This window comes from Arthrobacter sp. 05N428_2 (genome assembly GCF_056397065.1).
This window is the reverse complement of the sequence record NZ_JBFTMR010000019.1, coordinates 14,721-36,980: the sequence shown is the minus strand read 5'-3', so window position 1 is coordinate 36,980 and position 22,260 is coordinate 14,721. Positions and strand designations below refer to the sequence as shown.

General features: G+C 63.8%; 19 protein-coding genes. 7 read left to right on the top strand and 12 right to left on the bottom strand.

Annotated features, from left to right (window positions below; genetic code table 11):
- Positions 1-39: 39 nt before the first annotated feature.
- The 5 genes from AC1DGI_RS16270 to AC1DGI_RS16250 are packed head-to-tail and all read right to left on the bottom strand — an operon-like array spanning position 40 to position 3,987.
- Positions 40-696 carry an amino acid ABC transporter permease gene (locus AC1DGI_RS16270; RefSeq protein ID WP_476899572.1) on the bottom strand — a complete coding sequence of 219 codons (657 nt, stop codon included), beginning with the start codon at positions 694-696 and terminating at the stop codon, positions 40-42.
- Positions 693-1,325: an amino acid ABC transporter permease gene (locus AC1DGI_RS16265; protein ID WP_441400713.1), complete on the bottom strand. Its 633-nt coding sequence runs from the start codon at positions 1,323-1,325 to the stop codon at positions 693-695. Before AC1DGI_RS16265 ends, AC1DGI_RS16270 begins: the two co-directional genes overlap by 4 nt.
- 9 nt (positions 1,326-1,334) lie before the next feature.
- A complete protein-coding gene (locus tag AC1DGI_RS16260; RefSeq protein ID WP_441400704.1) occupies positions 1,335-2,108 on the bottom strand; it encodes an amino acid ABC transporter ATP-binding protein in 774 nt (257 codons plus the stop codon).
- Positions 2,101-3,093 carry an ornithine cyclodeaminase family protein gene (locus AC1DGI_RS16255; RefSeq protein WP_476899571.1) on the bottom strand — a complete coding sequence of 331 codons (993 nt, stop codon included), beginning with the start codon at positions 3,091-3,093 and terminating at the stop codon, positions 2,101-2,103. The genes AC1DGI_RS16260 and AC1DGI_RS16255 overlap by 8 nt, the downstream gene beginning before the upstream one ends.
- Before the next feature lie 48 nt (positions 3,094-3,141).
- Positions 3,142-3,987: a substrate-binding periplasmic protein gene (locus AC1DGI_RS16250; protein WP_476899570.1), complete on the bottom strand. Its 846-nt coding sequence runs from the start codon at positions 3,985-3,987 to the stop codon at positions 3,142-3,144.
- Between the two features lie 246 nt (positions 3,988-4,233).
- Here AC1DGI_RS16250 and AC1DGI_RS16245 point away from each other — a divergent pair, with 246 nt between their 5' ends.
- The 6 genes from AC1DGI_RS16245 (at position 4,234) to AC1DGI_RS16220 (ending at position 13,508) form a co-directional block, all read left to right on the top strand.
- Positions 4,234-4,899, top strand: coding sequence for a GntR family transcriptional regulator (locus tag AC1DGI_RS16245; RefSeq protein ID WP_441400698.1), 666 nt, complete (start codon positions 4,234-4,236; stop codon positions 4,897-4,899).
- A 230-nt stretch (positions 4,900-5,129) separates the two neighbouring features.
- The gene (locus tag AC1DGI_RS16240) at positions 5,130-6,320 is read left to right on the top strand and encodes an NAD(P)/FAD-dependent oxidoreductase (protein ID WP_476899569.1); all 1,191 of its coding nucleotides are present in this window, start codon (positions 5,130-5,132) and stop codon (positions 6,318-6,320) included.
- A 60-nt stretch (positions 6,321-6,380) separates the two neighbouring features.
- The gene (gene hglS, locus AC1DGI_RS16235; protein ID WP_476899568.1) at positions 6,381-7,781 is read left to right on the top strand and encodes a 2-oxoadipate dioxygenase/decarboxylase; all 1,401 of its coding nucleotides are present in this window, start codon (positions 6,381-6,383) and stop codon (positions 7,779-7,781) included.
- 36 nt (positions 7,782-7,817) lie between these two features.
- On the top strand, positions 7,818-9,347 hold the full coding sequence (amaB, locus tag AC1DGI_RS16230) for an L-piperidine-6-carboxylate dehydrogenase (RefSeq protein WP_476899567.1): 1,530 nt from the start codon (positions 7,818-7,820) through the stop codon (positions 9,345-9,347).
- A gap of 97 nt (positions 9,348-9,444) precedes the next feature.
- On the top strand, positions 9,445-10,584 hold the full coding sequence (locus tag AC1DGI_RS16225) for a Glu/Leu/Phe/Val family dehydrogenase (RefSeq protein WP_476899566.1): 1,140 nt from the start codon (positions 9,445-9,447) through the stop codon (positions 10,582-10,584).
- A gap of 44 nt (positions 10,585-10,628) precedes the next feature.
- Positions 10,629-13,508, top strand: coding sequence for an FAD-binding and (Fe-S)-binding domain-containing protein (locus AC1DGI_RS16220; RefSeq protein ID WP_476899565.1), 2,880 nt, complete (start codon positions 10,629-10,631; stop codon positions 13,506-13,508).
- 269 nt (positions 13,509-13,777) lie between these two features.
- Here AC1DGI_RS16220 and AC1DGI_RS16215 read toward each other — a convergent pair whose 3' ends face one another.
- The 6 genes from AC1DGI_RS16215 to AC1DGI_RS16190 all read right to left on the bottom strand — a co-directional run bounded on the left by AC1DGI_RS16215 (position 13,778) and on the right by AC1DGI_RS16190 (position 19,808).
- Complete coding sequence (locus AC1DGI_RS16215) at positions 13,778-14,812, bottom strand: AAA family ATPase (protein ID WP_476899564.1); 1,035 nt, start codon at positions 14,810-14,812, stop codon at positions 13,778-13,780.
- Positions 14,813-15,595: 783 nt separating this feature from the next.
- Entirely contained in the window at positions 15,596-16,273 is a 678-nt protein-coding gene (locus tag AC1DGI_RS16210) for a DUF981 family protein (RefSeq protein WP_476899563.1), read from the bottom strand.
- A gap of 3 nt (positions 16,274-16,276) precedes the next feature.
- Positions 16,277-16,624 carry a hypothetical protein gene (locus tag AC1DGI_RS16205; protein WP_476899562.1) on the bottom strand — a complete coding sequence of 116 codons (348 nt, stop codon included), beginning with the start codon at positions 16,622-16,624 and terminating at the stop codon, positions 16,277-16,279.
- Positions 16,625-17,029: 405 nt separating this feature from the next.
- Entirely contained in the window at positions 17,030-17,914 is an 885-nt protein-coding gene (locus AC1DGI_RS16200) for an NmrA/HSCARG family protein (RefSeq protein ID WP_476899561.1), read from the bottom strand.
- Positions 17,915-18,289: 375 nt separating this feature from the next.
- Positions 18,290-18,649: an iron chaperone gene (locus AC1DGI_RS16195; protein ID WP_441402277.1), complete on the bottom strand. Its 360-nt coding sequence runs from the start codon at positions 18,647-18,649 to the stop codon at positions 18,290-18,292.
- Positions 18,650-19,574: 925 nt separating this feature from the next.
- Complete coding sequence (locus AC1DGI_RS16190; RefSeq protein WP_441402278.1) at positions 19,575-19,808, bottom strand: hypothetical protein; 234 nt, start codon at positions 19,806-19,808, stop codon at positions 19,575-19,577.
- A gap of 218 nt (positions 19,809-20,026) precedes the next feature.
- On the opposite strand from AC1DGI_RS16190, the gene AC1DGI_RS16185 reads away from it, so the two are divergent.
- Entirely contained in the window at positions 20,027-20,518 is a 492-nt protein-coding gene (locus AC1DGI_RS16185; RefSeq protein WP_476899560.1) for a hypothetical protein, read from the top strand.
- Between the two features lie 476 nt (positions 20,519-20,994).
- On the opposite strand, the gene AC1DGI_RS16180 is transcribed toward AC1DGI_RS16185, so the two are convergent.
- Complete coding sequence (locus AC1DGI_RS16180; protein ID WP_441403441.1) at positions 20,995-21,357, bottom strand: DUF488 domain-containing protein; 363 nt, start codon at positions 21,355-21,357, stop codon at positions 20,995-20,997.
- Positions 21,358-22,260 lie beyond the last annotated feature (903 nt).

Here is a 22,260-nt window from a genome sequence, read left to right as displayed (position 1 = left end):
CTGAGTTGTCGCTTTCATCTAAGTTGTCGCTGACATCGGCTACAGGTGCCGGCTCAGCATGCGTTCCGCGTAGACGGACAGCCACGTTGCGGGGATTGAGATGGCCGCGTACATGAGGCCGGCGATGATGAAGACGGGCAGATACTGGAAGGTGGAGGAGCCGATCGAGTATGCCTGGCTCATGAGTTCCGGCACGGCTACCGAATACGCCAAAGACGTGGCCTGAAACAGGAGTACTGCGAAGCCCATCAGCGAAGGAAGGGCGATGCGGAGCCCCTGCGGAATGACCACGAACCGCAGGCAGTCCCGATGGCTCATGCCCAGCGCATGGGAGCCTTCGACTTCACCCGGCGGCACCGATTGGATGCCACCACGAATCAGCTCGGCACTGTAGGCCGCCGTCGTCCAGGTCAGGGCCAAACATGCCGAGGCCATGGAGCTGAGCGTGATGTCGGCATTCGGGAGACCGTAGTACATGAGCTGTAGGAGCACCAGTGCCGGCGCGCCACGGCCCACTTCGACGAATAACACCGACAGATAGCGGAAGGTCCTGTTGCGGGCTGTCACGCCAAAGGCGAACACCAGGCCCAGGGGCAAGCCGAAGGCCAGGCTCAAGAGGGTCAGGGTGAGGCTGACCTTGAGTCCGTCAAAGAGCGTTGGTCCATATTGGATCGCGACATCGATCAGGTTGTTCATCGGGCCACCGCCTTCCGCATCTTGACGTCAAGGTGCCTGGAGAGCAGTCCCAGCGGAACGCTCAATATTATGTAGACACCCGCAGCCACAAAGAACACCATGATGCCCTCACCGGACTGCCGGGCATATTGGCTGGACATGAAGACGATTTCAGCCACGCCAATGGATGAGGCGATGGAGGAATCCTTGAGCAGCCCAATGGCAAAAGTCGTGTAGGCCGGGACGACGGCCCGCGCAGTTTGCGGACCGATGATTCGGCTCCAGACCGTGGCGCGGTGAAAACCCAGCGCCGAACTGGCCTCCCACTGGCCCTTCGGAATTGACGAGATGGCGCCGCGGAAGATTTCCGCGAGATAGGCCGCCGCCACCACGCCAAGGCCCAGGACGCCGGCCTGCAGCGCCGTGAGGCGGATGGCGCCGATGGACACGCCGTAGTACAGAATAAACAGCCACACCACAGGCGGGACGCCCCGCAGCAGGTCAACCAGCCCGCGCGACATCAGCCAAAGAATCCGGTTCCGGCTCCGGAGCCCGGCAACGATGGGCAGCGCCAACAACGTCCCGATCATCAGGGCCAGGATCGTCACCAGGATTGTGAGCGGCAGTCCGATGGCGATGGCCCGGATCATTTCCACGGTTCAGCGCTCCAGCACGGCGCGGAGGAACCGGCGGGTCCGGTCGTGTTGCGGATCCTGCAGGATCTGCCCGGGCTCGCCCTTTTCGATGATTCCGCCGTCCGCCATCACCACCAGTTCGTCCGCGACGTTGCCCGCAAATGCCATTTCGTGGGTCACCACGACCATCGTCATGCCGGTGGACGCGAGCTCCTTCATGACTTCGAGGACTTCAACCCCGACTTCGGGATCCAGTGCAGAGGTTGGTTCGTCAAACAGCATCACCCTGGGGCCAAGGGCCAGTGCCCGGGCAATGGCGATGCGCTGCTGCTGGCCGCCGGAACACCTCGACGGATACTGGTCGGCCTTCTCGGCCAGCCCCATGCGCTTGAGCAGCTCCATGGATTTCTCGTTGGCCTCGTCGCGGCTGCGTCCCAGAACCCGCTCCTGGGGAAGACTGATGTTCCGTAGAACCGTCATGTGCGGGAAGAGATTGAAGTGCTGAAAGACCATGCCGGCACTGCGGCGAAGGGCTGCGAGATTCTTCGGATTGGGCTTCCTGCCGGCATTGATGCGATGCCCGTCGATCTCAATTTCGCCGCTGTCCGGCTGCTCCAGCAAATTCATGCACCGCAGGACAGTGCTCTTCCCGGCGCCGCTGGGCCCGATCATGGCCGTGACGGATCCCTCCGGCACGGACAGGGAGACGTCACGCAGCACCACGTTCGAACCGTAAGCCTTGGCAAGATTCGTCACCTGGACCACGGGCGTAGCCGTGCGGATATTCGGCTCAATCATCAGTTGTTCCATTTCTCATAGTCGTGCCGGTGCAGGCTTCGTAGAGGGCGGTGGCCACGGCAAGGTCCTCCCAGGGCATGCCGGTGGTCTTGAAAACGGACGGACGGTCCGCGGCCACGTTCCGCCGTTTCAGAACCAGGTCGGCCAGGGTGATCAGTTGTTCGGGCCCGGCGATGGCACCCGATTTCATGGCCTGGATGACATCGCCGGCCTCCCGTCCGGCGGAGTCGCGCGACTCCACGCACACGGTGGCCCTGGCGAGGAGATCGTCATCGAGCTCGCGGTGCTCCCGGTCATGCGAGCCGATGGCCACCACGACGGCGGATCCCTTGACCAGGGCTCCGTCAAAAAGGGCGGTCGGCGACGCCGTGGCGCAAACGACGAGATCCGCCTCCCGCACCACTGCCGGAACGGCGACGGCGGCAGCCAGGCCGATTCCCTCGGCCCTGTTCACGAGCCGCTTCGCCGCCTCCGGATTGCGGCCGACGATCTCCACGCCTTCCAGCTCAAAGAGCTCGGCAAATGCCAGAATGTGGGCCCAGGCCTGTACCCCGGTGCCGAACACAACGAGGCGCTGCGGGTCTGGCGGGGCCAGGAGCATCGCCCCCAAAGCGGATACGGACGACGTCCGCAGTTCGGTCAGTGCCACTCCGTCGAGCACGGCCAAGGGCCGCTGGTCGGCGCCGCCGAACAGTGCATAGAGTCCCTGAATTACCGGGGACGCCGACGTCGCATTGCCAGGCGTGATCGTCAGGAGCTTGGTTCCGACGTACTGGCCGTTACTAGCCGGCATCTGCATGAAGGTGCCGCTGTCCGTTTCGACCCGGGTTCGCGGCGCACTCGTTTCGGGATCGAACCCGGCCGCCAGAACCGATTCCATGGCGGCCGCCGCCTCACGCGCCGTCAGTGCCGACGCTATGGTGGCGCCGTCGAGAAAGACGGGCGCCGACAGTTGGCGCCCCGCAGGGCTGGTTGTTGAATCCATGGAATCGATCCTTCAGTCACAAAGCCGGACGTTCTTGCGGGCTGCGTCCTACTTCACGAGACGCGGTTCGCCGGTTTCGACGGCCGACTGGGGCAGGCCGTAGGACTTCACGACGTCCGCGATCTTTCCACTGGATTTCATGGACTTGATGGAAGTATTTATGGCCTTGGTCATGTCCGCGTTGTCTTTGCCCATAGGGAATCCGATTTGGGCAGGTTCCTTGGAAGCAACGACGCGGGGGTCCGCGGTGGCGCCCACAACCTTGTACTTGGCGTCGGCCTTGTACATCTGGACGGCGGAACCGAATCCGTCGATACCGGCCTGGACGCGTCCGGCCTTGAGATCAGCCTGCATCTCGACGGCGCTGGGGTAGATGGTCAGGTTTGCGCCCATGACCTTTTTCATGTCCGGGACCCACAGGTAGCCGTCGACGGTGCCCACCTTCATACTTTCGAGGTCCTTGATGTCCTTGACGCCGGACTCGGAAACGATGCCCATCTCGTCGGTGTAGACCGGATCCGACAGGCTCACAATCTCGGCCCGGGCAGCGGTGCGGTAGTAGCAGCCGATGGCCACGTCGGCGCGTCCGCTCTGCACGGCCGGGATAGTTCCCGCATACGACGTCGGTTCAACTTTGATGTCGAGGCAGTTCTTGGCCGCGAACTCCTTGATGATATCGGCGTCGACACCGGTGAGCTTGCCGTCCTTGTTGGATGCAAACGGGGGGAACTCCGGCGCTGCAACGGTCAGGAAGCCGGCGGAAATCGTCTTGAACGTTGATTCGGGTTGGCAGCCTTTCGAAACGGAGCTCTCGGCTGCGCCGCCGCAAGCGGACAGCGAGAGCGCCAGCAGCGCAATGGACGTGCCGCCCACCAGGATTTTACGAGTATTCATGATGATCCCCTTTGATCAGAACTGGAGTTTTTCGGCGTCCAACGAATCGATGCACATCGGCAAAAATGGTGATGTATGACACACTATCGATTGTCGATTACCAATCTCCATGGATTCGCAGGGGATGTCAAGCATCAAGAACGGCGAACCATGTTGAAACACGTCTGCAATCGTCGAGACCGCCTCCCGATCGCCGACCCGTTGTGAATTATTGTTAGCCAAGAGGTCCACTGCCCTAGGAGCAAAATGCAGGAACACCGAGAAGCCTTTGCCGGGATTTCCGAGTTGGGCGAAAGCCGACTCACCCTCAAAGACGAGGCAACCTCGATTGTTCGGCGCGCCCTCATGTCCGGAGACATGGAGCCCGGCAAGATCTATTCAGCGAACGCCCTGGCAAGCCAGCTCGGTGTCTCGAACAGTCCGGTCCGCGAAGCCATGATGGCGTTGAGCGAACAAGGGTTGCTCGAGGTGGTCCGGAACCGCGGGTTCCGCGTCGTGGAGATGAGCCCGAAGGACCAGCGGGAGGTATACGACCTCCGCTTGCTCATCGAGGTAACGGCTGTGGGCCGCGTCGCCGAACAAGGCGTCTCCCCCGCCGATGCCCGTCGGCTGGCAGCGCTCAACGATGCCGCCCTGGCCTCCGCCCGGCCTGACAATATGGTCGATTACCTGGAAAGGGACCAGCAGTTCCATCTATCCATTGTTGAACTGCTGGGCAACACGCGAATGACCAAGATCATTGAGAACCTCCGGGACCAAAGCCGGATCAGCGGCTCCTACCATTTGGCCGAGCGCGGACTGCTCGCCACCAGCGCGGCCGAGCACGGACCCATTCTGACCGCACTGCTGGCCGGGGACCGGATGCTCACCGAGTCCCTGATGGTCGAACACCTCAGCTACTCGCTGCCCTGACCGGGGGGCCCGCAGCCCGGTACTACGCGACGCCACACCCCCTCTGCACAACGCCTCCCGGCACCGGCTTTGGCACATCCGGAATGGCGCCGCATGCCGCCACGGAAGTTGTGGAGAAAAGGCTTGACGTAGATCACATCCTGTCCCAATATGGTTATATATAACCCGTTACCGATAGTTGATATCCACCGAGTGGTGGATCGGCTTCCGCAATTGAGACAGGACGATCAATGTCAAATGTGGTCTCTCTCCAGCTTCCCGCCGGAACCCGGCAGCCTTCGCAGGCAGCCGTCGTCATCATCGGTGGCGGCATCATAGGAACCAGCATCGCGTTCCACCTGGCCGAAGCCGGCGTGCGCAACATAGTCCTCGTTGATCGCTCCGATCTGGGCGAAGGATCATCGTCCAAGCCGCTCGGCGGTGTGCGGGCGACGTTCTCGGATCCGGCGAACATACTCCTGGGCCAGCGCAGCCTGCGCGCATTCGAGGGATTTGGCCAGCGATTTTCCACTGACATCGGACTGCGCAAAGTCGGCTACCTGTTCCTGTGCCGCAGCGAATCCGAAATCCTGGACTGTGAGCGGAGCACCCTCATCCAAAACAGTCTCGGCAGCAACAGTCGGATGATTTCCCCCGCCGAGGCAGTTGAAATCAACCCGTTCCTGCGCCCGGAAGCCCTCGTCGGCGCGTCGTTCTCGCCGGAAGACGGGTTTGCTGAACCGGCGAAAGTGGTCCGGGCCTACGCCGACGCGGCCGCCGCGCTGGGCGTATGCATCCTTGAGCACACGGAAGTCATGGACGTTGCCGCGTCAGGCAGCAGCATCAGTTCCGTGACCACAAACCGCGGCACCATCACCACCGATGCCGTCATCTGCTGTGCGGGCGCGTGGTCCCAGCGCGTTGGCGAAATGGTCAACGTAAATCTGCCGGTTGTCCCGGTGCGGCGACAGATCGGCATGACGCGCCAGATGAGCTCGCCGATGCCCACCGTGCCGTTCACGCTGGACCTGTCGACCACGCTGTATTTCCACAACTATCGAAACGGCATGCTCCTGGGGATTTCCAACTCCAACCAGGAGCCTGGTTTCGCCCGGGACTTCACCCATGAATGGCTGCCGGAGTTCAACGCAGCTGCCCGGGTGTGCGCCCCGGCGCTGGAAGCACCGGAACTGGCGTGCGGCTGGGCCGGACTGTATGAGAACACGCCGGACCACAACGCACTCATCGGTGCGTCCAGTTCCGTGGAGGGCTTCTACTACGCCACGGGATTCTCCGGCCATGGCTTCCTGCAGGGTCCCGCCGTCGGCGAGCTGGTCCGGGACGTCTACCTGGACCGCGATTCCTTCATGGACCACACGTCGTTCTCCGCCGATCGGTTCCGCACAGCAGATCAGCTCATCCAGGAAGTCCACATCATCTAGCGCGGAAGGCCACCGCGCCCCGTCCTCCGCAACAGCCATGATCTTGAAAGGAACCACACCATGACCGCCCTTGAAACCTGGGAACTTCGAGCCGAGTTCGCGAAGCGGCTCTCCGTGATGTACGGCAGGGAAGTCCCCGCCTACAACACGCTTGTGGAGGTTTCCACCGAGGTGAACCAAGCGTATGCAGCCAAGCACGGCGCAGAAGCCGAGAGGCTCGGCAGCATTGCACGGGTGACAGCTGAACGCCACGGCGCCATCCGTGTTGGCTCCCCGAAGGAAATGGCGCAGGTTGCCCGCGTCTTTGCAGCCTTCGGCATGTATCCGGTCGGTTTCTATGACCTTCGCGACGCTTCTTCGAGCTCCGTGCCCGTGGTCTCGACAGCGTTCCGCCCAATCGATGGCGCTGAACTGGCCAAGAATCCGTTCCGGGTCTTCACCTCCATGCTGGCCGCCGAGGATCCGCGGTTTTTTGACCGCGAACTGCGCGCGGAGCTGGCCGAATTCATCGGCGCCCGGCAGTTGTTCGGTGCGGAGCTGCTTAGTCTGGCGGACAAGGCCGCCGCCGGTGGAGGCCTGACCGCGGACGACGCCGAGAGCTTGCTGGAGCTGGCCACCGCGGCCTTTGAACTCTCCGGGGACCCCGTGGACTACGAGTGGTACAAGAAACTAGAGGCGGTCTCCGCCGTCGCCTCCGACATCGGCGGCGTGTCCACGACGCACATCAACCACCTCACCCCCCGGGTGCTGGACATCGATGATTTGTACAAGAGGATGCAGGCGCGCGGCATCACTATGATCGATGAGATCCAAGGACCGCCGCGCTGGGATGGGCCGGATCTGCTGCTGCGCCAGACCTCTTTCCGCGCGCTCGGTGAAAACCGTGTGTTCCGCTACGCCGACGGATCCACTAACGAGGGTGAACTGCGGGTGCGCTTCGGCGAAGTCGAGGCCCGCGGAATTGCCTTGACGCCGGCGGGCCGCGATCTCTACGACCGGATGGTCGCCGACTCGGACGCGCGGTTGGCCGCGGCCCCGGCCGGAACGACCCGCGTCGAGGTAGCCGCCGGGGTGTGGGCGGAGAACCTGCCCCGCACAGAAAAAGAGCTGGCCCTGCAGGGGCTCGCCTATTTCACCTACCGCCTCGACGAAGGCGCGCTGGGCGCTGCACCCCTGGCCGCCACCGCTTCCCTGGCCGATCTTGTCGACGCCGGAATCGCCATCCCTGAACCCATCGTCTATGAGGACTTCCTCCCCCGCTCGGCCGCCGGAATCTTCCAGTCAAACCTGACCGAGGAGGGTTCCAAGGACGAAGAGCAGGTCGGAACCAGCTTCGACATCCACCGGATGTCCCAGATTGTCGGTTCCGAGGTTTACGACCCCAACGATCTCTACCAGCGGCAGCAGGACGAATCGATCGCGGCCCTAGGCCGCCGCCTCAACGTCAATCTCACACACTAATCAGCCCACCAGTACAAAGAACTACAGGAGATCACGATGACTGAAACTCTGACCCAAACATCCGAACTGGCAGCGGTCGTCCGCGACGCGCTGGAGGCCTGCGGCGTCAATGTTGACGCCCTCAACGGCCCGCACAAGGCGTCCTCCCCGCTCACCGGTGAAGTCTTGATGACCTTGCCGGCCAACTCACCGGCGGACATCGAGACGATGATCGGCCAGGCGCACCAGGCGTTCAAGACGTGGCGAGATGTGCCTGCACCGCTGCGCGGCAACCTGGTAAAGCGCTGGGGCGAACTGCTGACCGAACACAAGGAGGACCTGGCCAGGATTGTGACGGCCGAGGCCGGCAAGATCCAGTCCGAGGCTCGCGGCGAGGTCCAGGAAATGATTGATATCTGCGACTTTGCAGTTGGCCTGTCCCGCCAGCTCTACGGCCGGACTATGCCCTCGGAGCGACCCGGACACCGTCTCATGGAGACTTGGCACCCGCTGGGCGTTGTTGGGGTCATCTCGGCCTTCAACTTCCCGGTTGCGGTCTACTCCTGGAACACGGCACTGGCATTGGTGTGCGGTGACACCGTCGTATGGAAGCCCTCGGGGATGACCATGCTCAGCGCATTGGCCGCCGATGCCCTGCTGGGCCGCGCCGTCGCGGACGTTGGGGCACCCCAGGACCTGCACAAGCTGGTCCTGGCTGATCGTTCCGGCGGCCAGGTCATCGTCGATGATCCGCGCGTTGCCCTGCTCTCCGCCACCGGCTCTGTCCGGATGGGCCAGGAAATCGCCCCCCGTGTGGCTGGCCGCTTTGGCCGCGCGCTGCTCGAACTCGGCGGAAACAACGCAGCGATCGTTGCGCCGTCGGCCGATCTCGATCTGGCCCTGCGCGGCATTGTGTTCGCGGCCGTTGGAACCGCCGGCCAGCGCTGCACGTCCATGCGCCGCCTGATCGTTCACGAGTCAATCGTTGATGAACTGACGGACAAGCTGGTCAGCGCCTACGCCACGCTGCGGATCGGGACCCCGATGGATGAGGAGAACCTGATCGGGCCCCTGATCAACAAGTCCAGCTTCGATGGCATGCAGAACGCCATCAAGGCCGCGCAGGATCAGGGCGGCACCGTTCTCTGCGGCGGCGGCCGTGTGAACTCCGAGGAAGAGCCTGGCGCCTACTACGTGGAGCCCGCTATCGTGCGGATGCCGGCCCAGACCGCCGTCGTCAAGGACGAGACGTTTGCCCCGCTGCTCTACGTGATGACCTACACGGACTTCGAGGACGCCATCGCCATCCAGAACGACGTCCCCCAGGGTTTGTCCTCGGCCGTGTTCACGAACGACCAGGCCGAGGCCGAACGCTTCATGTCGGCCGGCGGATCCGACTGCGGCATCGCCAACGTCAACATCGGCACCTCAGGCGCCGAAATCGGCGGCGCCTTCGGCGGCGAAAAGGAAACCGGTGGCGGCCGCGAGTCAGGTTCCGACTCCTGGAAGGCCTACATGCGCCAGGCGACCAACACCGTCAACTACTCGGGGCAGCTGCCGCTCGCCCAGGGCGTGAAGTTCCTCTAGAAACCCCGGCGGAGACAGTGCCAGCCGGTCCGGCACCGTCTCCGCCGCCCGCCCCCGCCACATCACGTAGCTGCCAGCACACAAGGAGTATCCAGCGATGACCAGTCTGTTCGACATGATGGATGAATGGGGACCGGAAAAGATCGTCACGGTCAGCGACGCAAAAACAGGAATGAAGGGCGTGCTGGTCATCGACAACACCGCCCGAGGCATGGGCAAGGGCGGTACCCGGATGCAGCCTGGCGTCACCGTCGAGGAGATTGCCCGCCTGGCCCGGGTCATGACCTGGAAGTGGGCCGGCGTCGACCTGTTCTTCGGCGGAGCCAAAGCCGGCATCCGGGCCGATCCGAGCTCACCCCACAAGGAAGCAATCCTCCGCTCCTTCGTCCGGGCCCTGAGCAATGAGGTCCCGTCCGAATACGTCTTTGGACTGGACATGGGACTGACGGAAAACGATGCGGCCCTCATCATCGATGAATTGGGCGACCGCGGTGCAGCAGTAGGGACTCCGTACGACCTCGGCGGCGTACCCTACGACCAGCTGGGCATCACCGGGTACGGCGTCGCTGAAGCCGCGGACGAGGCGGCCGCAACCATCGGACTCCAGGGACAGCGCGTGGCCATCCAAGGTTTCGGCGCTGTTGGCCATGCCACCGCTGCCCGGCTTCACGAGCTCGGCTACAGCATCGTGTCGATTTCCACTGCCGAGGGCGCGCTTCACCAGACCGAAGGGCTGGACATCCCCACTCTGCTGGCGATGCGGGCTCGGCTCGGCGACGGATTGGTCAAAGAGTTTCCGGAGCTGGCCATTCCGGCTGGCACCGAATTGTTTGTCGACGCCGAAATCGCGATCCCGGCTGCCCTGCAGGATGTCATCCATGAGGGCAACGTGGGCGGCATCTCGGCCAAGCTCGTGGTGGAGGGCGCCAACCTTCCCACAAACGCCGCTGCGCAGCACTTGCTGCGTGCGGCATCCGTGACGGTAGTGCCCGACTTCGTCGCCAACGCCGGCGGCGTAGTCAGCGCCGCCTTTGCGATGGAGTCCCGGTACTCGCCGTTCCGTCCCGAGACCGAGCAAATCTTCACCACGGTCTCCCATAAGCTTCGAGCAAACACGGCCATCGTGCTGGCGGAGGCGCAGAAGCTGGATTCCACCACCCACCACGCCGCCCGTTCGCTGGCACAAAGCCGCGTCCGCCGCGCCATGGAACTGCGCGGCAAGCCCCTGCAGTACTAACATCCCACCACGCACGGCCGCAGGGACAAGGAAGAGCAGCACGCATGAAGATTGACCAGATTGTCGAAGAACTCACCGCAGCAGTTGCGGGCGTCGTGGACAGCAGCAACCGTCGGCGCGCGGAATACTCGACGGACGCCTCCAACTACCGGGTGGTGCCCCAGGTGGTGGTCATGCCCAAGAATGCGGAAGACGTTATCGAAGCGGTCAGGATTGCCCGCAGGCACGGACTGGCTGTCACCGGCCGCGGTGCCGGCACATCGTGCGCCGGCAACGCGGTGGGACCCGGACTGGTGCTGGACTTCAGCAGGTTCATGAACCAGATCATCAGCATCGATGTGGAGAACAGGACCGCGGTGGTCCAGCCCGGCGTCGTTCTCAGTGACCTGCAGCGGGCTGCCGCCGTCCACGGGCTGCGGTTCGGGCCGGACCCGTCCACGTCCACCCGGTGCACCATCGGCGGCATGATCGGCAACAACGCGTGCGGCCCCCACGGACTCTCGTACGGGCGGACGGCGGATAACGTGCGCCGGCTGCGCTGGCTGACCGGGTCGGGCCAAGTGCTGGAGCTGGGCTCGGGCAAGGACACCACGGCCCAGATCCCCGGACTCGATGAGTTCATCACCGCCAATCTGGACGTCCTTCGGCTGGAATTCGGCCGGTTCGGCCGCCAAATCTCGGGCTATAGCCTCGAGCACCTCCTACCCGAGAACGGCGGAAACCTGGCGGCTGCCCTGACCGGGACGGAAGGTACCTGCGGCATCATCCTGGAGGCCGAGGTGCGGCTGGTTCCGCAGGCGGCTGCCCCGGCGTTGGCCGTGTTGGGATATTCGGATATGCCGGCCGCGGCCGACGCGGTTCCCGGCCTTCTTCCACACCATCCGCTGGCCCTGGAAGGACTTGACGCGCAGCTGGTCAACGTGATTCGCAACGCCAAAGGCGAGCACGCAGTCCCCAACATGCCGGCGGGGAACGGCTGGCTCATGGTCGAGGTGGGCGGAGCGACGTCGAGCGAGGCGGTGGCTGCCGCAGAGCGGATGGTCCGGGACGCGGGCGCGATCGACTCAATGATCATTCCGGCCGGACCGGAGGCCAAACGGCTGTGGCAGATTCGGGCCGACGGTGCCGGTCTGGCCGGGAGAACCGCTGCCGGGAAGCAGGCATGGCCAGGCTGGGAGGATTCGGCCGTCCCGCCCGAACATCTGGGCAACTACCTTCGCGATCTTGAACGTCTCATGGCGCGCGAAAACGTTTCAGGGCTGGCCTATGGCCACTTCGGGGACGGCTGCGTCCACGTCAGGATCGACTTCCCGCTGGAGAACGACGCCGGCGTGATGCGCCGCTTCCTGACGGCCGCGGCGGACCTCGTCGCCAAGTACGGCGGCTCACTCTCGGGGGAACACGGCGATGGCCGGGCGCGCGGCGAACTGCTGAAAACCATGTATTCGCCCCGGGCCCTGGCCGCGATGGCCGGTTTTAAGGCACTCTTCGACCTCCAGGACATCTTCAACCCGGGTGTCATCATCAATCCTGACCCCTTCGATGCCCACCTGCGCCGCCCGCAGGCAGGCAACCTGCTGGCCACAGATGGTTTCGCGTTTGCCCACGATGGCGGCAACGTCACTAACGCGCTGCACCGCTGCGTGGGCGTGGGAAAGTGCCGGGCCGATCTCCGCGAGGAGGGCGGGTTCATGTGCCCCTCCTACCTAGCCACCAGGGATGAGAAGGATTCGACCAGGGGCCGGGCGCGCGTCCTGCAGGAAATGCTCAACGGCGGCATCGTGGACATGTCCTGGAGGTCCCCGGAGGTCCATGAGGCCCTCGATCTGTGTCTGAGCTGCAAGGCCTGCGCCAGCGACTGCCCCACCGGCATCGACATGGCGATGTACAAGTCGGAGGCACTGCACCAGACCTACAAGGGCCACGTGCGTCCGCTCAGCCACTACACCCTCGGTCGACTGCCCACCTGGCTGGGAATCATCGGACCGTTCGGCCCCCTGGTCAACAAGGTTGCCTCCATCGGGTTCCTCCGCCGGACCATGCTGCGGCTGGCCGGCGCAGATCCCCGCCGGTCCCTGCCGGAATTTCCCCAGGCGCCGTTCCGCTCCATGGTGAAGTTTCTTCCCGCAGTTCTGAACACAGTGCGGGTGCCGATGGCGAACGGCGGCGCTGGACGGCACACAGCGGTCACTCCCCACCGCGTCTTGCTCTGGGTGGATTCGTTCTCCGACGCACTGAGCCCCGGTGTTCCCATTGCCGCGCTTAAGGTACTGCAGGCCGCGGGATGTGACATCGAAGTTGCCGGCCCCGGCGCATGCTGCGGACTGACACTCATTTCAACAGGACAACTGACCGCGGCCAAGACAGCCCTTCGGAAAACCCTTGACGTCTTGTACCCGCATGTAGCCGATGGCAGGACCGTTATCGGACTCGAACCGTCCTGCACGGCGGTGCTCCGCTCGGACCTGCTCGAACTGCTGCCCGACGACGAACGCGCCGCGCAGGTCTCCGCCCGGACCCAGACCGTGTCGGAATTCCTGACGTCCATCAACTGGCAACCGCCCACCAGCGAGGAGCGGATTCTCGCGCAACCTCACTGCCATCAAAGCGCCAGCATGGGGTACGGGAAGGATCTGGAACTGCTCAACTCCATGGGCTGCGACGTGGAAATCTCCAGTGGATGCTGCGGTCTTGCCGGAAACTTCGGGATGGAGAAAGGCCACTACGACGTCTCGGTCGCCATTGCCGAACAGGGCATTCTGGGCAAGATCGCCGATGCCCCGGACCGGTCCATCCTGGCCGACGGGTTCTCCTGCCGGACCCAGGTGGCGGACCTGTCCGGCCGCGGCTCCCGCCACATCGTCCAGATCCTCGCGGAGGCACTGGACAGCTCCGCAGCCGCCTCGCCTGGGAACGCCGCCTAAAAGGCTGCGCGGCGCTAGGCCTGCCCATGAGCGTCAGGATGAGGGGCGACGACTTTGGACTACACCCCAGTGACACGGTACCAATCGGAGTTACGCGGCCGACCTTTCGACGATTTCCTTGGGTTGGTTGAGGCTCAGCGAGCTCCTCGGGCCGGATCGGTGCCGATGGCTTCTTCTTAGGAATGGCTCCCATGTGCGCGGCAGCGCCAGGGCCGCTTCCCGCGGTGACTGCTTGGGTTGCTTCCGCCGGCCAGCGGCCGCCGATCCGGTCAGGCCAGCCAGCGCCACCAGCGTGACGGCTCTGGTTCCGGCGTAGGTTCCGGCTCCGGCTCCTCGCCCAAGGCCAGCGCGGCCTCGACGATGTCCTCCGCGGTGAGCGTCATGACAGCCTCACGATCGAGCGCGTCGAGACTTTGTTCCTCGTCGAGCGACAGCCGCAGCGCCTGGCGGTTGAGCGCCTGCTCGAACAGCGTGCGGGCGAACCGTGCGTTGCCGGAGTCCTCGCCCGCGTGGAGCCCGGTAAGGATGCGGCGCAGCACCTGGTCCGCATCCGGCTCCAGCGTGTACTCGTACTGGGCCAGCATCTGGTGGAAGATCGTCTGGAGTGCGTCGACGGAGTAGTCGGGGAACGTGATCTCACGGGCGAACCGGGAGCGCAGTCCAGGGTTCGAGAGCAAGAAGGACTCCATCAGCCGCGGGTACCCGGCCACGATCACGACCAGGCGGTGACGGTGGTCCTCCATCCTCTTGAGCAGGACCTCGATCGCCTCGGGGCCGAAGTCCATCCGGCCGTCCTCCGGGGCCAACGCGTAGGCCTCGTCGATGAACAGGACACCGTCCAGCGCACGCCGGATCACCCGGTCCGTCTTGATGGCGGTCGCGCCGACGTACTGCCCCACCAGTCCCGACCGGTCGACCTCGACCAGATGGCCTTTCTGCAGTAGTCCGACCGCGCGGTACATCTCGGCCAGGAGCCGCGCCACAGTGGTCTTGCCCGTGCCCGGGTTACCGAGGAACACAAGATGCTGCGATGTGGCCACCTCCGGCAGGCCGTGCGCCTTACGGCGAGCCTGAACCTGGAGCAGTGCGACGAGGGCCCGCACCTGTTCTTTCACAGTCTCCAGTCCGACCAACGCCTCGAGCTCGGCCTGCACCTCGGACAGCGGCCGGGCCGGCCCGGGCCTCGCGCCGACGAGATCGCCGACCAGATCATCAACGCGCTCCGACCCGGGCAGCTTGAGCTGATCGGTCAGATGGCCGATGATTTCGCGAAGGTCGTCGAGCGGATTGCGGCTGGCAGCCATGCATCAACTGTATAACTCGATTCACAAACCCGTGTGGGGTTAACCGACAGACAACCACTGCTCTAAAACATGAAACTGCTCCCCGTAAGTGAGAAATGAATTCTCAGTCCAGCCTTAGGGAAGCAGTTCAGATGTGCCCCCTTCCCCGTGACTTGGTCTAGCCCTGGTGTTGGACGGTTACCGGCTCGGGCGCGAACTCCTCCGGAATCCCCTTCTTGAAGTGACGGCGCCGAACGGTTCGTTTGTCAGGTCATCCGAGATGCGGGTGACGAGCGGATCCTGCGAAGGGCAGCTGCAGTCTTTGCCCTCGACCTCGACAAAGATGGCCCAGCCCCGGGGGTTCTCGGTCCGGTACGCGTTCTACGGGTGGTGATCACAGATCAGCAGGTATTTGGCGCCGCCGATGCCGAAGTTGGCAGCGTGCCGCCTCCCCCGCCTCCGTTTCAGACACCAACTCCCCAGCCTGCGCCTCCACCGGTATCCGCACCGGTCCTGGCCCCAGCGCCAGCGCCGGTCTACGCCCCGCCCCGGCCAGGAACGCTGCCGGGGGGCTCTCAGGGTCGCGTAGCGGGCCACGCGTGCTGCAAGCATTCCAACGGTGCCGTCCCAGAGGCTTTGATTGTCCGAGCTTTGCACAGCAACGCACCCGGGGCCGAATCAGAGTCTGCGACGGCGTCGAAGGTGCCGATAGTCAGGAGGACGGGCGCCACACCATGCCCTCGGCCCGCAATCCGCTCAAACTGGTTTCAGCTCATCCGCCCAGGCAGATCGGTGCATCAAGGCTTAGTGCGGGAAGAAACCGACGTGTCCGTAGAAAACGGTGATGCTGAGGAACAGCCACATCATTCCTGCGATGAACAACGACACGGCGAAGACCCTGGCCACCAGGCGATGCTCAGGAGCGAACGGGGCCGTAATCGCGGCCACGCCAGTGATGATGTAGGCGAACGCCATGTAGAGCGCTTCCAGAATGGAGCCCGCCAGCATCCCGGCAATCGGTTCCACCTCGGGTGGATGCCACATCCCGAATTCGAGTCCGGCGACGGCGATCATGATGAGCCCGATTCCGCCGAAGGCACCCGCGTACAGGAACGGCCGGACGGTGGCCACGAGCTCAAGCTGGACCCCGCGGTCGACGGCGTTTCTCTCCGCACGCATCAACGCTATGGCCCCGAAAAACACCAGAAATCCATAGAACATGGCGGGTTCACCGAAGGTGAGGTTGTCCACCGCGCAACAAGGGACGCCGGGAACGGGAATCTGTTTCAGTGGCCACGTGAGGGTCATGTGAGTGCCGGTGACGGCCAAAAACAACCCGAGGGCCGCAAACATCCAAGCCCATCCGTCGATCGTTTTGCGACCAGGTTGCTGGACCACTCGCAGGAAGACGAGTATCAAGAGCATGATGGCGCCAGCGACCATCGCCATGGTCGTGTTGTAGGTGATGCCCTGATCAAGCATGGACTACCCCCGTTCTGCCAGAAGTGCCTGCCGGATGACCATCAGGCCAGCGCAGGCGGCAAACGTGGCGGACAGGATCAATGCGCCCATGTCGCTACTGATGGCGGCCCAGAGAATCGCCGACAGGACAGCGCCGACCACCAGGATCGCAAACACAGCCTTGACCAATATCGCGCCCCACCGGCGAGTTTTCCCGTTGTTGACTTCAATCGGGAATCCAGTGAACACATCATGGTGGGACATATGGATGTCGTACCACGCGTAAGGCATGCAGCGAAAGGGGCAATGCCCTCCGTTGATGAGATCGCGACGACCGTAGCGAGAGGCGAAACTGTTTGCCAGGCGGGGCATTCTGCAGGAGCTTTCTCCCCTTCAGGAAGATCGCCGTGGTCACGGGTGCAGCCCGCGGTATCGGACGGGCCAGCGCCATCGCTCTCGCCCAGGCCGGCGCCGCGACCGCCTGGGAGAGCGCAAACGTGACCGCGTAGCCCTCACACTCTGAGCGCCCACATCATCCATATCGCCTATCCATAGACGAGCCGAACGGATCGGGTTTAGAGGCCGGCCGGCAATAAATTCCGCAGTCAGCGACTGGGACGCGCAACCAGCCTTCGAACATCACTGGAAATTCCTTGTCCTCGAGCATCACCGCGGCCAAGAAGTGAGTCGTAGAAGAAGGCACATAACCCCAGTAAGGGCCTGGCGCAGCGACGAACGACGTGTTTCCTCATTGGTGCCGTCCCTATCGGAAGCTGGTCACGCGCCCGGGTGCCAGTTTGAGGAGGCCAGCCAGCCGCGAAGGTCGAGGGCGTCGGGTACTAGTGCGCGGGTCGCCTCGAAGTCGGCCTGGTAGGCGGGAGTTTCGGCGAACCAGCGGAACATCTCGGCCATGTCGCCGAAAGAGGCGATGGCCTCGAGCGGCAGGGCCTCGTAGCGCGCGTGAAGGCCCGCGTGCTCGCCGATGGCCTCCGCGATCTGCGAGCCGGTGAGTGTGTCGCCGGCGATCTCCACACTGCTGCCCTCCACTTCGGTTCCGCCGAGCAGAATAGCCGCAGCGGCCCGACCGATGTCCCGAACGGCGACCATCTGCAGCGGGATGCCGTCAGGAAGGGCCATCCTTACGACCACCTGACCGTTCTCGACGCTCGTCATGAATCCGGACAGGTTATCCATGAAGAAGACGGGGCGGAGGAAGGTGTGATGGATGCCCAGAGTTTCGATGTGTTCTTCGACGCGGCGTTTGCTCTCGAAGTGTGGAACGCCCGATGCGCGCTCGGCGCCGCCTACGGAGCTGAACACGAGGTGTGGGACACCCGCGGGAGCCGCGGCGTCGGCGATCGCGATCCCGGACGCCGATTCCTGCGCGGTGCCGCCCGGGAACGGGGTGGTCATCGCGAACGCGGCATCCACCCCGTCAAACAGAGAGCCGAGCGCCGCCGGATCGGTGAAGCCACCGACCGACAACTCGACTCCCCGATCCGCCAGCGCACGCGCGGCCGGCCTGTCTGGATCACGAACGAGGGCACGCACCCGCGCGCCCTGCGCCAGCAACGCGTCAATGACAGAGCCGCCCTGATGACCCGTCCCGCCGACGACGGCGATCAACGGCGCCGCGGTGGCCGGAGTAGAACTTGGCGACATGATCTTCTCCTCGAGGTTCGTCGTATATCAATGAAAACGGACGCTGGTCAATGATCATTCCGCAGGCGCCCACACATGGACGCGGTCGGGCAATACGTCCACCACCAGGAGCCCCACGTCGATGGGCGGCAGAAAGTCCGGAATGTGCCTGCGCACCGCCGCGGCGACCCCAGCCTTCAACAAGGACGATGGCGCCACAAAAGACCCAAAGACACATCAACAGCGCCAAATCCAACCCGGACTCGAAGATCACCAAAATTGCACTGGCTCCCGGCACCTACTCAAAGTCGCGGAAGACAAACCATGCGGACTCGCCCATCTTTTCCACCGCGGGAGACGCCGCTTGGCCAGGATAGGACGGTACGGGAACCGTACCTAATGCCTGGAGATACTGGCGTCTATTTCGGCCTTGCGGCCCCGAACAATGCGCCGCAAGGCAACGTCCGGCAGCTGATGCTCTACTGAATAGTGGACGCTTCCGCTGGTCACTTCGAAACTCGCCAGTACGTCGCGGTTGGCGGCCACGACTTTCCCGCTGAAGGGATAGAGCGACAGGAACTTCCTGGCTTGCACCGTGGAGATGAGGCCTTTACCCCGGTACATCAGCGCCGGCATGCCATAGCTCGTGCCTTCTTCGGCTTCGGGAACTACGTCGCGCGCAATCGCGTAAACTCGTTCAAGAGCAGCCCGGTCCACACCTTCGATCGCGTCCAGGTACGTGCTGATCGTCCCCATGATGTGATGATACGCCAGCCATCCGGACGGGATACGTCCCGGATCCGCTGGGCCGAGTCTCCTTCGAGCCATTGCGCCACCGCGTAGCGGTACAGCTGTTTGCCCCACAACAGCCCGGCTAAGGCGCGGCGCGGTGTATGCGCGGGATATGGGAGTCGACGGCGGCCGTGCCGGAGGGCAGCACCGTTGCCTAGAACTCGTCCGCTTCCTCGCGCCGGGTAGCCACGACTGCGCCAAACTCCCGCCCGACGACGTTCCCCCGGTATCGATGCAGAGCGCAGACGCAGTTTCACCGAAACGGAACCGCCGGCGGCCGGAGCATCGAAGTGATACCAGAGGACGGATTTCGTGCCGGCGTCCCCCGGGTCGGCGGCGCCGGCGTCGCGGTAGACGACAGCCTAGTTCCGAGGCCGAAACTCTATCGGTCCTCAACTGCCTCCGCCCTGAACTCCGCAAGCCGAAGCCGCACCAGTCACCTCCAACTTCAAGATTCACAGTTCCGACGGCCGGGTTTCGCCCGCAGCGGTGTCGCGGGCACCGTAGCAATGCCCCTGAGCTCCCGGAGGTTCTCAGAGGCCAGATCGTCGACTCAGGCGACGCGCTCCGACGATGGTGGAACGACGCCGCGGGCAAGAGTGGCTTCCGTCCTTAGCGGCGTCTCCCTTCGCTATCGGCCGCCCGCCGGCTTCCTGCTGCGTTGCTCGTCTGCTCGTCTGCTCGATAAGCTTTCCAGTAGGCGATAAGCATCCTACTGAGGGTTGGCTAGTGGTCCCGGCGGGTGCAGAGAGGGGCCTTGAGTCCGTCAGGGACGAGGCGGCTGGACCCAGCAGGCCCCGAACTTCCTAGTGCGCAACAGCTACTGATCAATTGACCCTGGCGGCAGCCACCCGTTTGCGAAACCTTCAGTGGGACGCGGCGGCAAATTTTAGCCGGCTGTCGACTCCTCGTCGTTGGCGACAGCCTCGATCCAATCCACAGCTGTGTCGGAAAGCTGCGGACCGTCTGCTGATTCGCCAGCCCACCACTCAGAATCCGTCGTGCCGCCCGTAACCGCCATGATGTCGGCGATGACATTCTGCGGCAGCGGCTCGCCGTTGTGCTCAACGAGCCAGTCGCGTGTTTCCGCATCGACCAGAGGCCACCACTCGAAGATGTTCATCCACGCAGTGTTGCACCCGCGAAGTCGTGAGTACAGATTCGAGCGTGGGACGAGCGCCGGCAAAGCGCCAGTTAACGAGCGCAGCTGCTCCATTACCGACGCCCCAGAGGTGTCTGGCTGGGATGCTTCAGCAGGCACAGACCCGGCTCTCCGCGGTATCGTATGCTCGCTATCATCATCGTCCGCAACTGGAGGTCACTGTGGCGGAAGATCACCTGGTGCGACAGAACCTCGACGTGGAACCTCGCGCGGGGGCGCGCCGCCGAGATCTCCTGCACCGAACAGAATTCGGGCTCATCATTGCTCTTCTGGCCCAGTACCTCTTAGGCATGGTCGTCAACCTCTTCGTCAAGATCCCTGAGTCGCATCCCGGCGCCAAGCCGCCGGAATACTTCAGCGGGGTCTTCCAGAGCCTGGGTTGGGCCGTCACGGATGGCGGGGGCCTGTGGCTCACTTTGCACGCCGGGCTGGGCCTGCTTCTCGTCCTCGGCTCGCTGGCTGCCCTCCTCCTATCGATTGGCAGCCACGACCGTGCGGCCGTAACGACGACGGTGGTGGGATTCGTCTGCGTACTCGGAGCCGGCTTCAATGGTGGCAGCTTCCTCAATTACGGTGAGGACTTCAGCTCGATGATCATGGCCTCGCTCTTCGCCATTGCCCTGGGCAGCTACGCCTTCGGCGTCTACCTGCTGGGTCGTCCCGAGCGGTAGCCGCTGGTCATCCGATCGGACAGGCGGTAACTAGCTGGGATTTTGGTTCGTCTTGCCGGCCTGAGGCAAGTGAGACTTGGGCAGGCACGGCCCCAGATCTGTTCCTGGCCAAGTCACTTGCTGTTCCGCCTCCGTGAACCGGCCCAGCGCTACGCCATGATCTTCTGGTGGCCTTCTCGTGCCCGGTGGGGTCGAGAGTGCTGGCTGTGCAGTCGTCCTTCTCGATGACATACCGGAACCTGACGCGAGCAGAGGGCGAGTTTAGAAACGCGGTGCCGCAGCGACCGCCCGCGTAAGGCGCTTCCGTGAGGGCCAAAAAAGAGTGTGGCCAGGATTCGTCCTCACCACGATCCTCACGCCGTCGGTTGCCCACCGCATGACGGGAATAAGCTCCGGCCCGTCGCAGGATCCCGTTTCCGGTCACTGATCGTGTCCTTCCCGACGCCCCCCTTTCGAGTGCGCCGGACGTGTGGTGGCTACAGTCCGATCAGGTCGGCCAGGACTTGGGCCTCGCTGATGTCGGCGGCTTTGGTTGCCGTCAGCAGCGTTAGCCGCCGGCCCCTGGCGAGTTCGCGCAGATGGTCAAGCGCCTGCGCCCGGGCAGGATCTTTAAGCTCGGCCTTGTATCGCTTTGCGAATTCGTCGAACTTTGCAGGGTCGTGGCCGTACCATTTGCGCAGCTCCGTCGATGGGGAGACTTCTTTGCACCACTCGTCCAGTGCCGCTTTGGCCTTGGTCATCCCGCGCGGCCAGATGTGGTCTACCAGAACCCGTACGCCGTCATCGTCCCTGGTCCCGTCATAAACCCGGCGCACCTGAACATCCGCTGAAGTCGACATTTCCCAGCTTCCTCGCCGCCTCACGCCACGGCGCAGCTCTCATGCTTCGAGCGGTGACGCCCGAAGCGACGAAAACCCCTATGGGGCTTCGTCCCCGGTGACATTATGCTCTCCCGATCCCCCGAGGAGCCACGTCACCATGAGCACGCGCAGGACCAATCACCGGCCCCGGGGCACAGGCAGCGGGCGGTAAAGTCGTCCCGTGAGTATTCTCTCCGGCTCTGGACCGCCGGAAAGAGTTGCCTGAAATCCGAACACACCCCACAGGACGGACCGGCAGAGTCCTCATGGAAAACTGCTTCGGTAGGCCGCAGGAGTATCCGGGCGGCGTGTAACCGACTCACCCAATGCGGCATGTAACCGGGGTGGGCGCGGGCCTCGCCCTGGCCATCACAGCTTGACTTAAAAGATAAGCAGGCTGACCATTTAAGCAGTCTCCGATTCCCCCCAATTCGGAGACTATCTCGAAGACGCCCCCGCCCAACGGTCTCCCCCGGCCTGTGCGGGGGCGTCCTTCGATACGGGCTGAGCCGCGCATCTCACCCGGAGCGTGAAGATGGACTGCTTCAGGGACCAATGACCGGGAACGCTTCGTGCGGTAAACCAATCGGCGGGCGAGGTGCGTCACCGGCAGCGAAGCGGCTGCGCCCTCATTGCCGTCTGCGGTAGCGGTCAGGGGCTATTTGCGGAGCTGGGTCAAGCAATTCTTCGCCATCACATGACGAAGTAGATGGCTGCGGCGCGCGTGGCGGTTAGAATGGCAGACGCCGAGAATCAGTCGTTGCCGTCGGAGTAGGGAAAAATGGATGAAAACGTCCCCGGCCCGAAGACGAGGTCGCTTAGCACTCCCCCGCGATCTGTGGCTCGTGCAACCCGGCAGCACTACGAGGTCCCGAAGGAACT

What these genes read in the sequence shown, in the direction of transcription:
- AC1DGI_RS16265 (WP_441400713.1), bottom strand. Translation starts at nt 1,325, where the DNA reads ATGATCCGGGCCATCGCCATCGGACTGCCGCTCACAATCCTGGTGACG.
- AC1DGI_RS16225 (WP_476899566.1), top strand. Translation starts at nt 9,445, where the DNA reads ATGACCAGTCTGTTCGACATGATGGATGAATGGGGACCGGAAAAGATC.
- AC1DGI_RS16250 (WP_476899570.1), bottom strand. Translation starts at nt 3,987, where the DNA reads ATGAATACTCGTAAAATCCTGGTGGGCGGCACGTCCATTGCGCTGCTG.
- AC1DGI_RS16220 (WP_476899565.1), top strand. Translation starts at nt 10,629, where the DNA reads ATGAAGATTGACCAGATTGTCGAAGAACTCACCGCAGCAGTTGCGGGC.
- AC1DGI_RS16180 (WP_441403441.1), bottom strand. Translation starts at nt 21,357, where the DNA reads ATGTCGACTTCAGCGGATGTTCAGGTGCGCCGGGTTTATGACGGGACC.
- AC1DGI_RS16255 (WP_476899571.1), bottom strand. Translation starts at nt 3,093, where the DNA reads ATGGATTCAACAACCAGCCCTGCGGGGCGCCAACTGTCGGCGCCCGTC.
- AC1DGI_RS16210 (WP_476899563.1), bottom strand. Translation starts at nt 16,273, where the DNA reads ATGCTTGATCAGGGCATCACCTACAACACGACCATGGCGATGGTCGCT.
- AC1DGI_RS16245 (WP_441400698.1), top strand. Translation starts at nt 4,234, where the DNA reads ATGCAGGAACACCGAGAAGCCTTTGCCGGGATTTCCGAGTTGGGCGAA.
- AC1DGI_RS16205 (WP_476899562.1), bottom strand. Translation starts at nt 16,624, where the DNA reads ATGCCCCGCCTGGCAAACAGTTTCGCCTCTCGCTACGGTCGTCGCGAT.
- AC1DGI_RS16215 (WP_476899564.1), bottom strand. Translation starts at nt 14,812, where the DNA reads ATGGCTGCCAGCCGCAATCCGCTCGACGACCTTCGCGAAATCATCGGC.
- AC1DGI_RS16260 (WP_441400704.1), bottom strand. Translation starts at nt 2,108, where the DNA reads ATGATTGAGCCGAATATCCGCACGGCTACGCCCGTGGTCCAGGTGACG.
- AC1DGI_RS16190 (WP_441402278.1), bottom strand. Translation starts at nt 19,808, where the DNA reads ATGAACATCTTCGAGTGGTGGCCTCTGGTCGATGCGGAAACACGCGAC.
- hglS (WP_476899568.1), top strand. Translation starts at nt 6,381, where the DNA reads ATGACCGCCCTTGAAACCTGGGAACTTCGAGCCGAGTTCGCGAAGCGG.
- AC1DGI_RS16200 (WP_476899561.1), bottom strand. Translation starts at nt 17,914, where the DNA reads ATGTCGCCAAGTTCTACTCCGGCCACCGCGGCGCCGTTGATCGCCGTC.
- AC1DGI_RS16270 (WP_476899572.1), bottom strand. Translation starts at nt 696, where the DNA reads ATGAACAACCTGATCGATGTCGCGATCCAATATGGACCAACGCTCTTT.
- AC1DGI_RS16240 (WP_476899569.1), top strand. Translation starts at nt 5,130, where the DNA reads ATGTCAAATGTGGTCTCTCTCCAGCTTCCCGCCGGAACCCGGCAGCCT.
- AC1DGI_RS16195 (WP_441402277.1), bottom strand. Translation starts at nt 18,649, where the DNA reads ATGGGGACGATCAGCACGTACCTGGACGCGATCGAAGGTGTGGACCGG.
- amaB (WP_476899567.1), top strand. Translation starts at nt 7,818, where the DNA reads ATGACTGAAACTCTGACCCAAACATCCGAACTGGCAGCGGTCGTCCGC.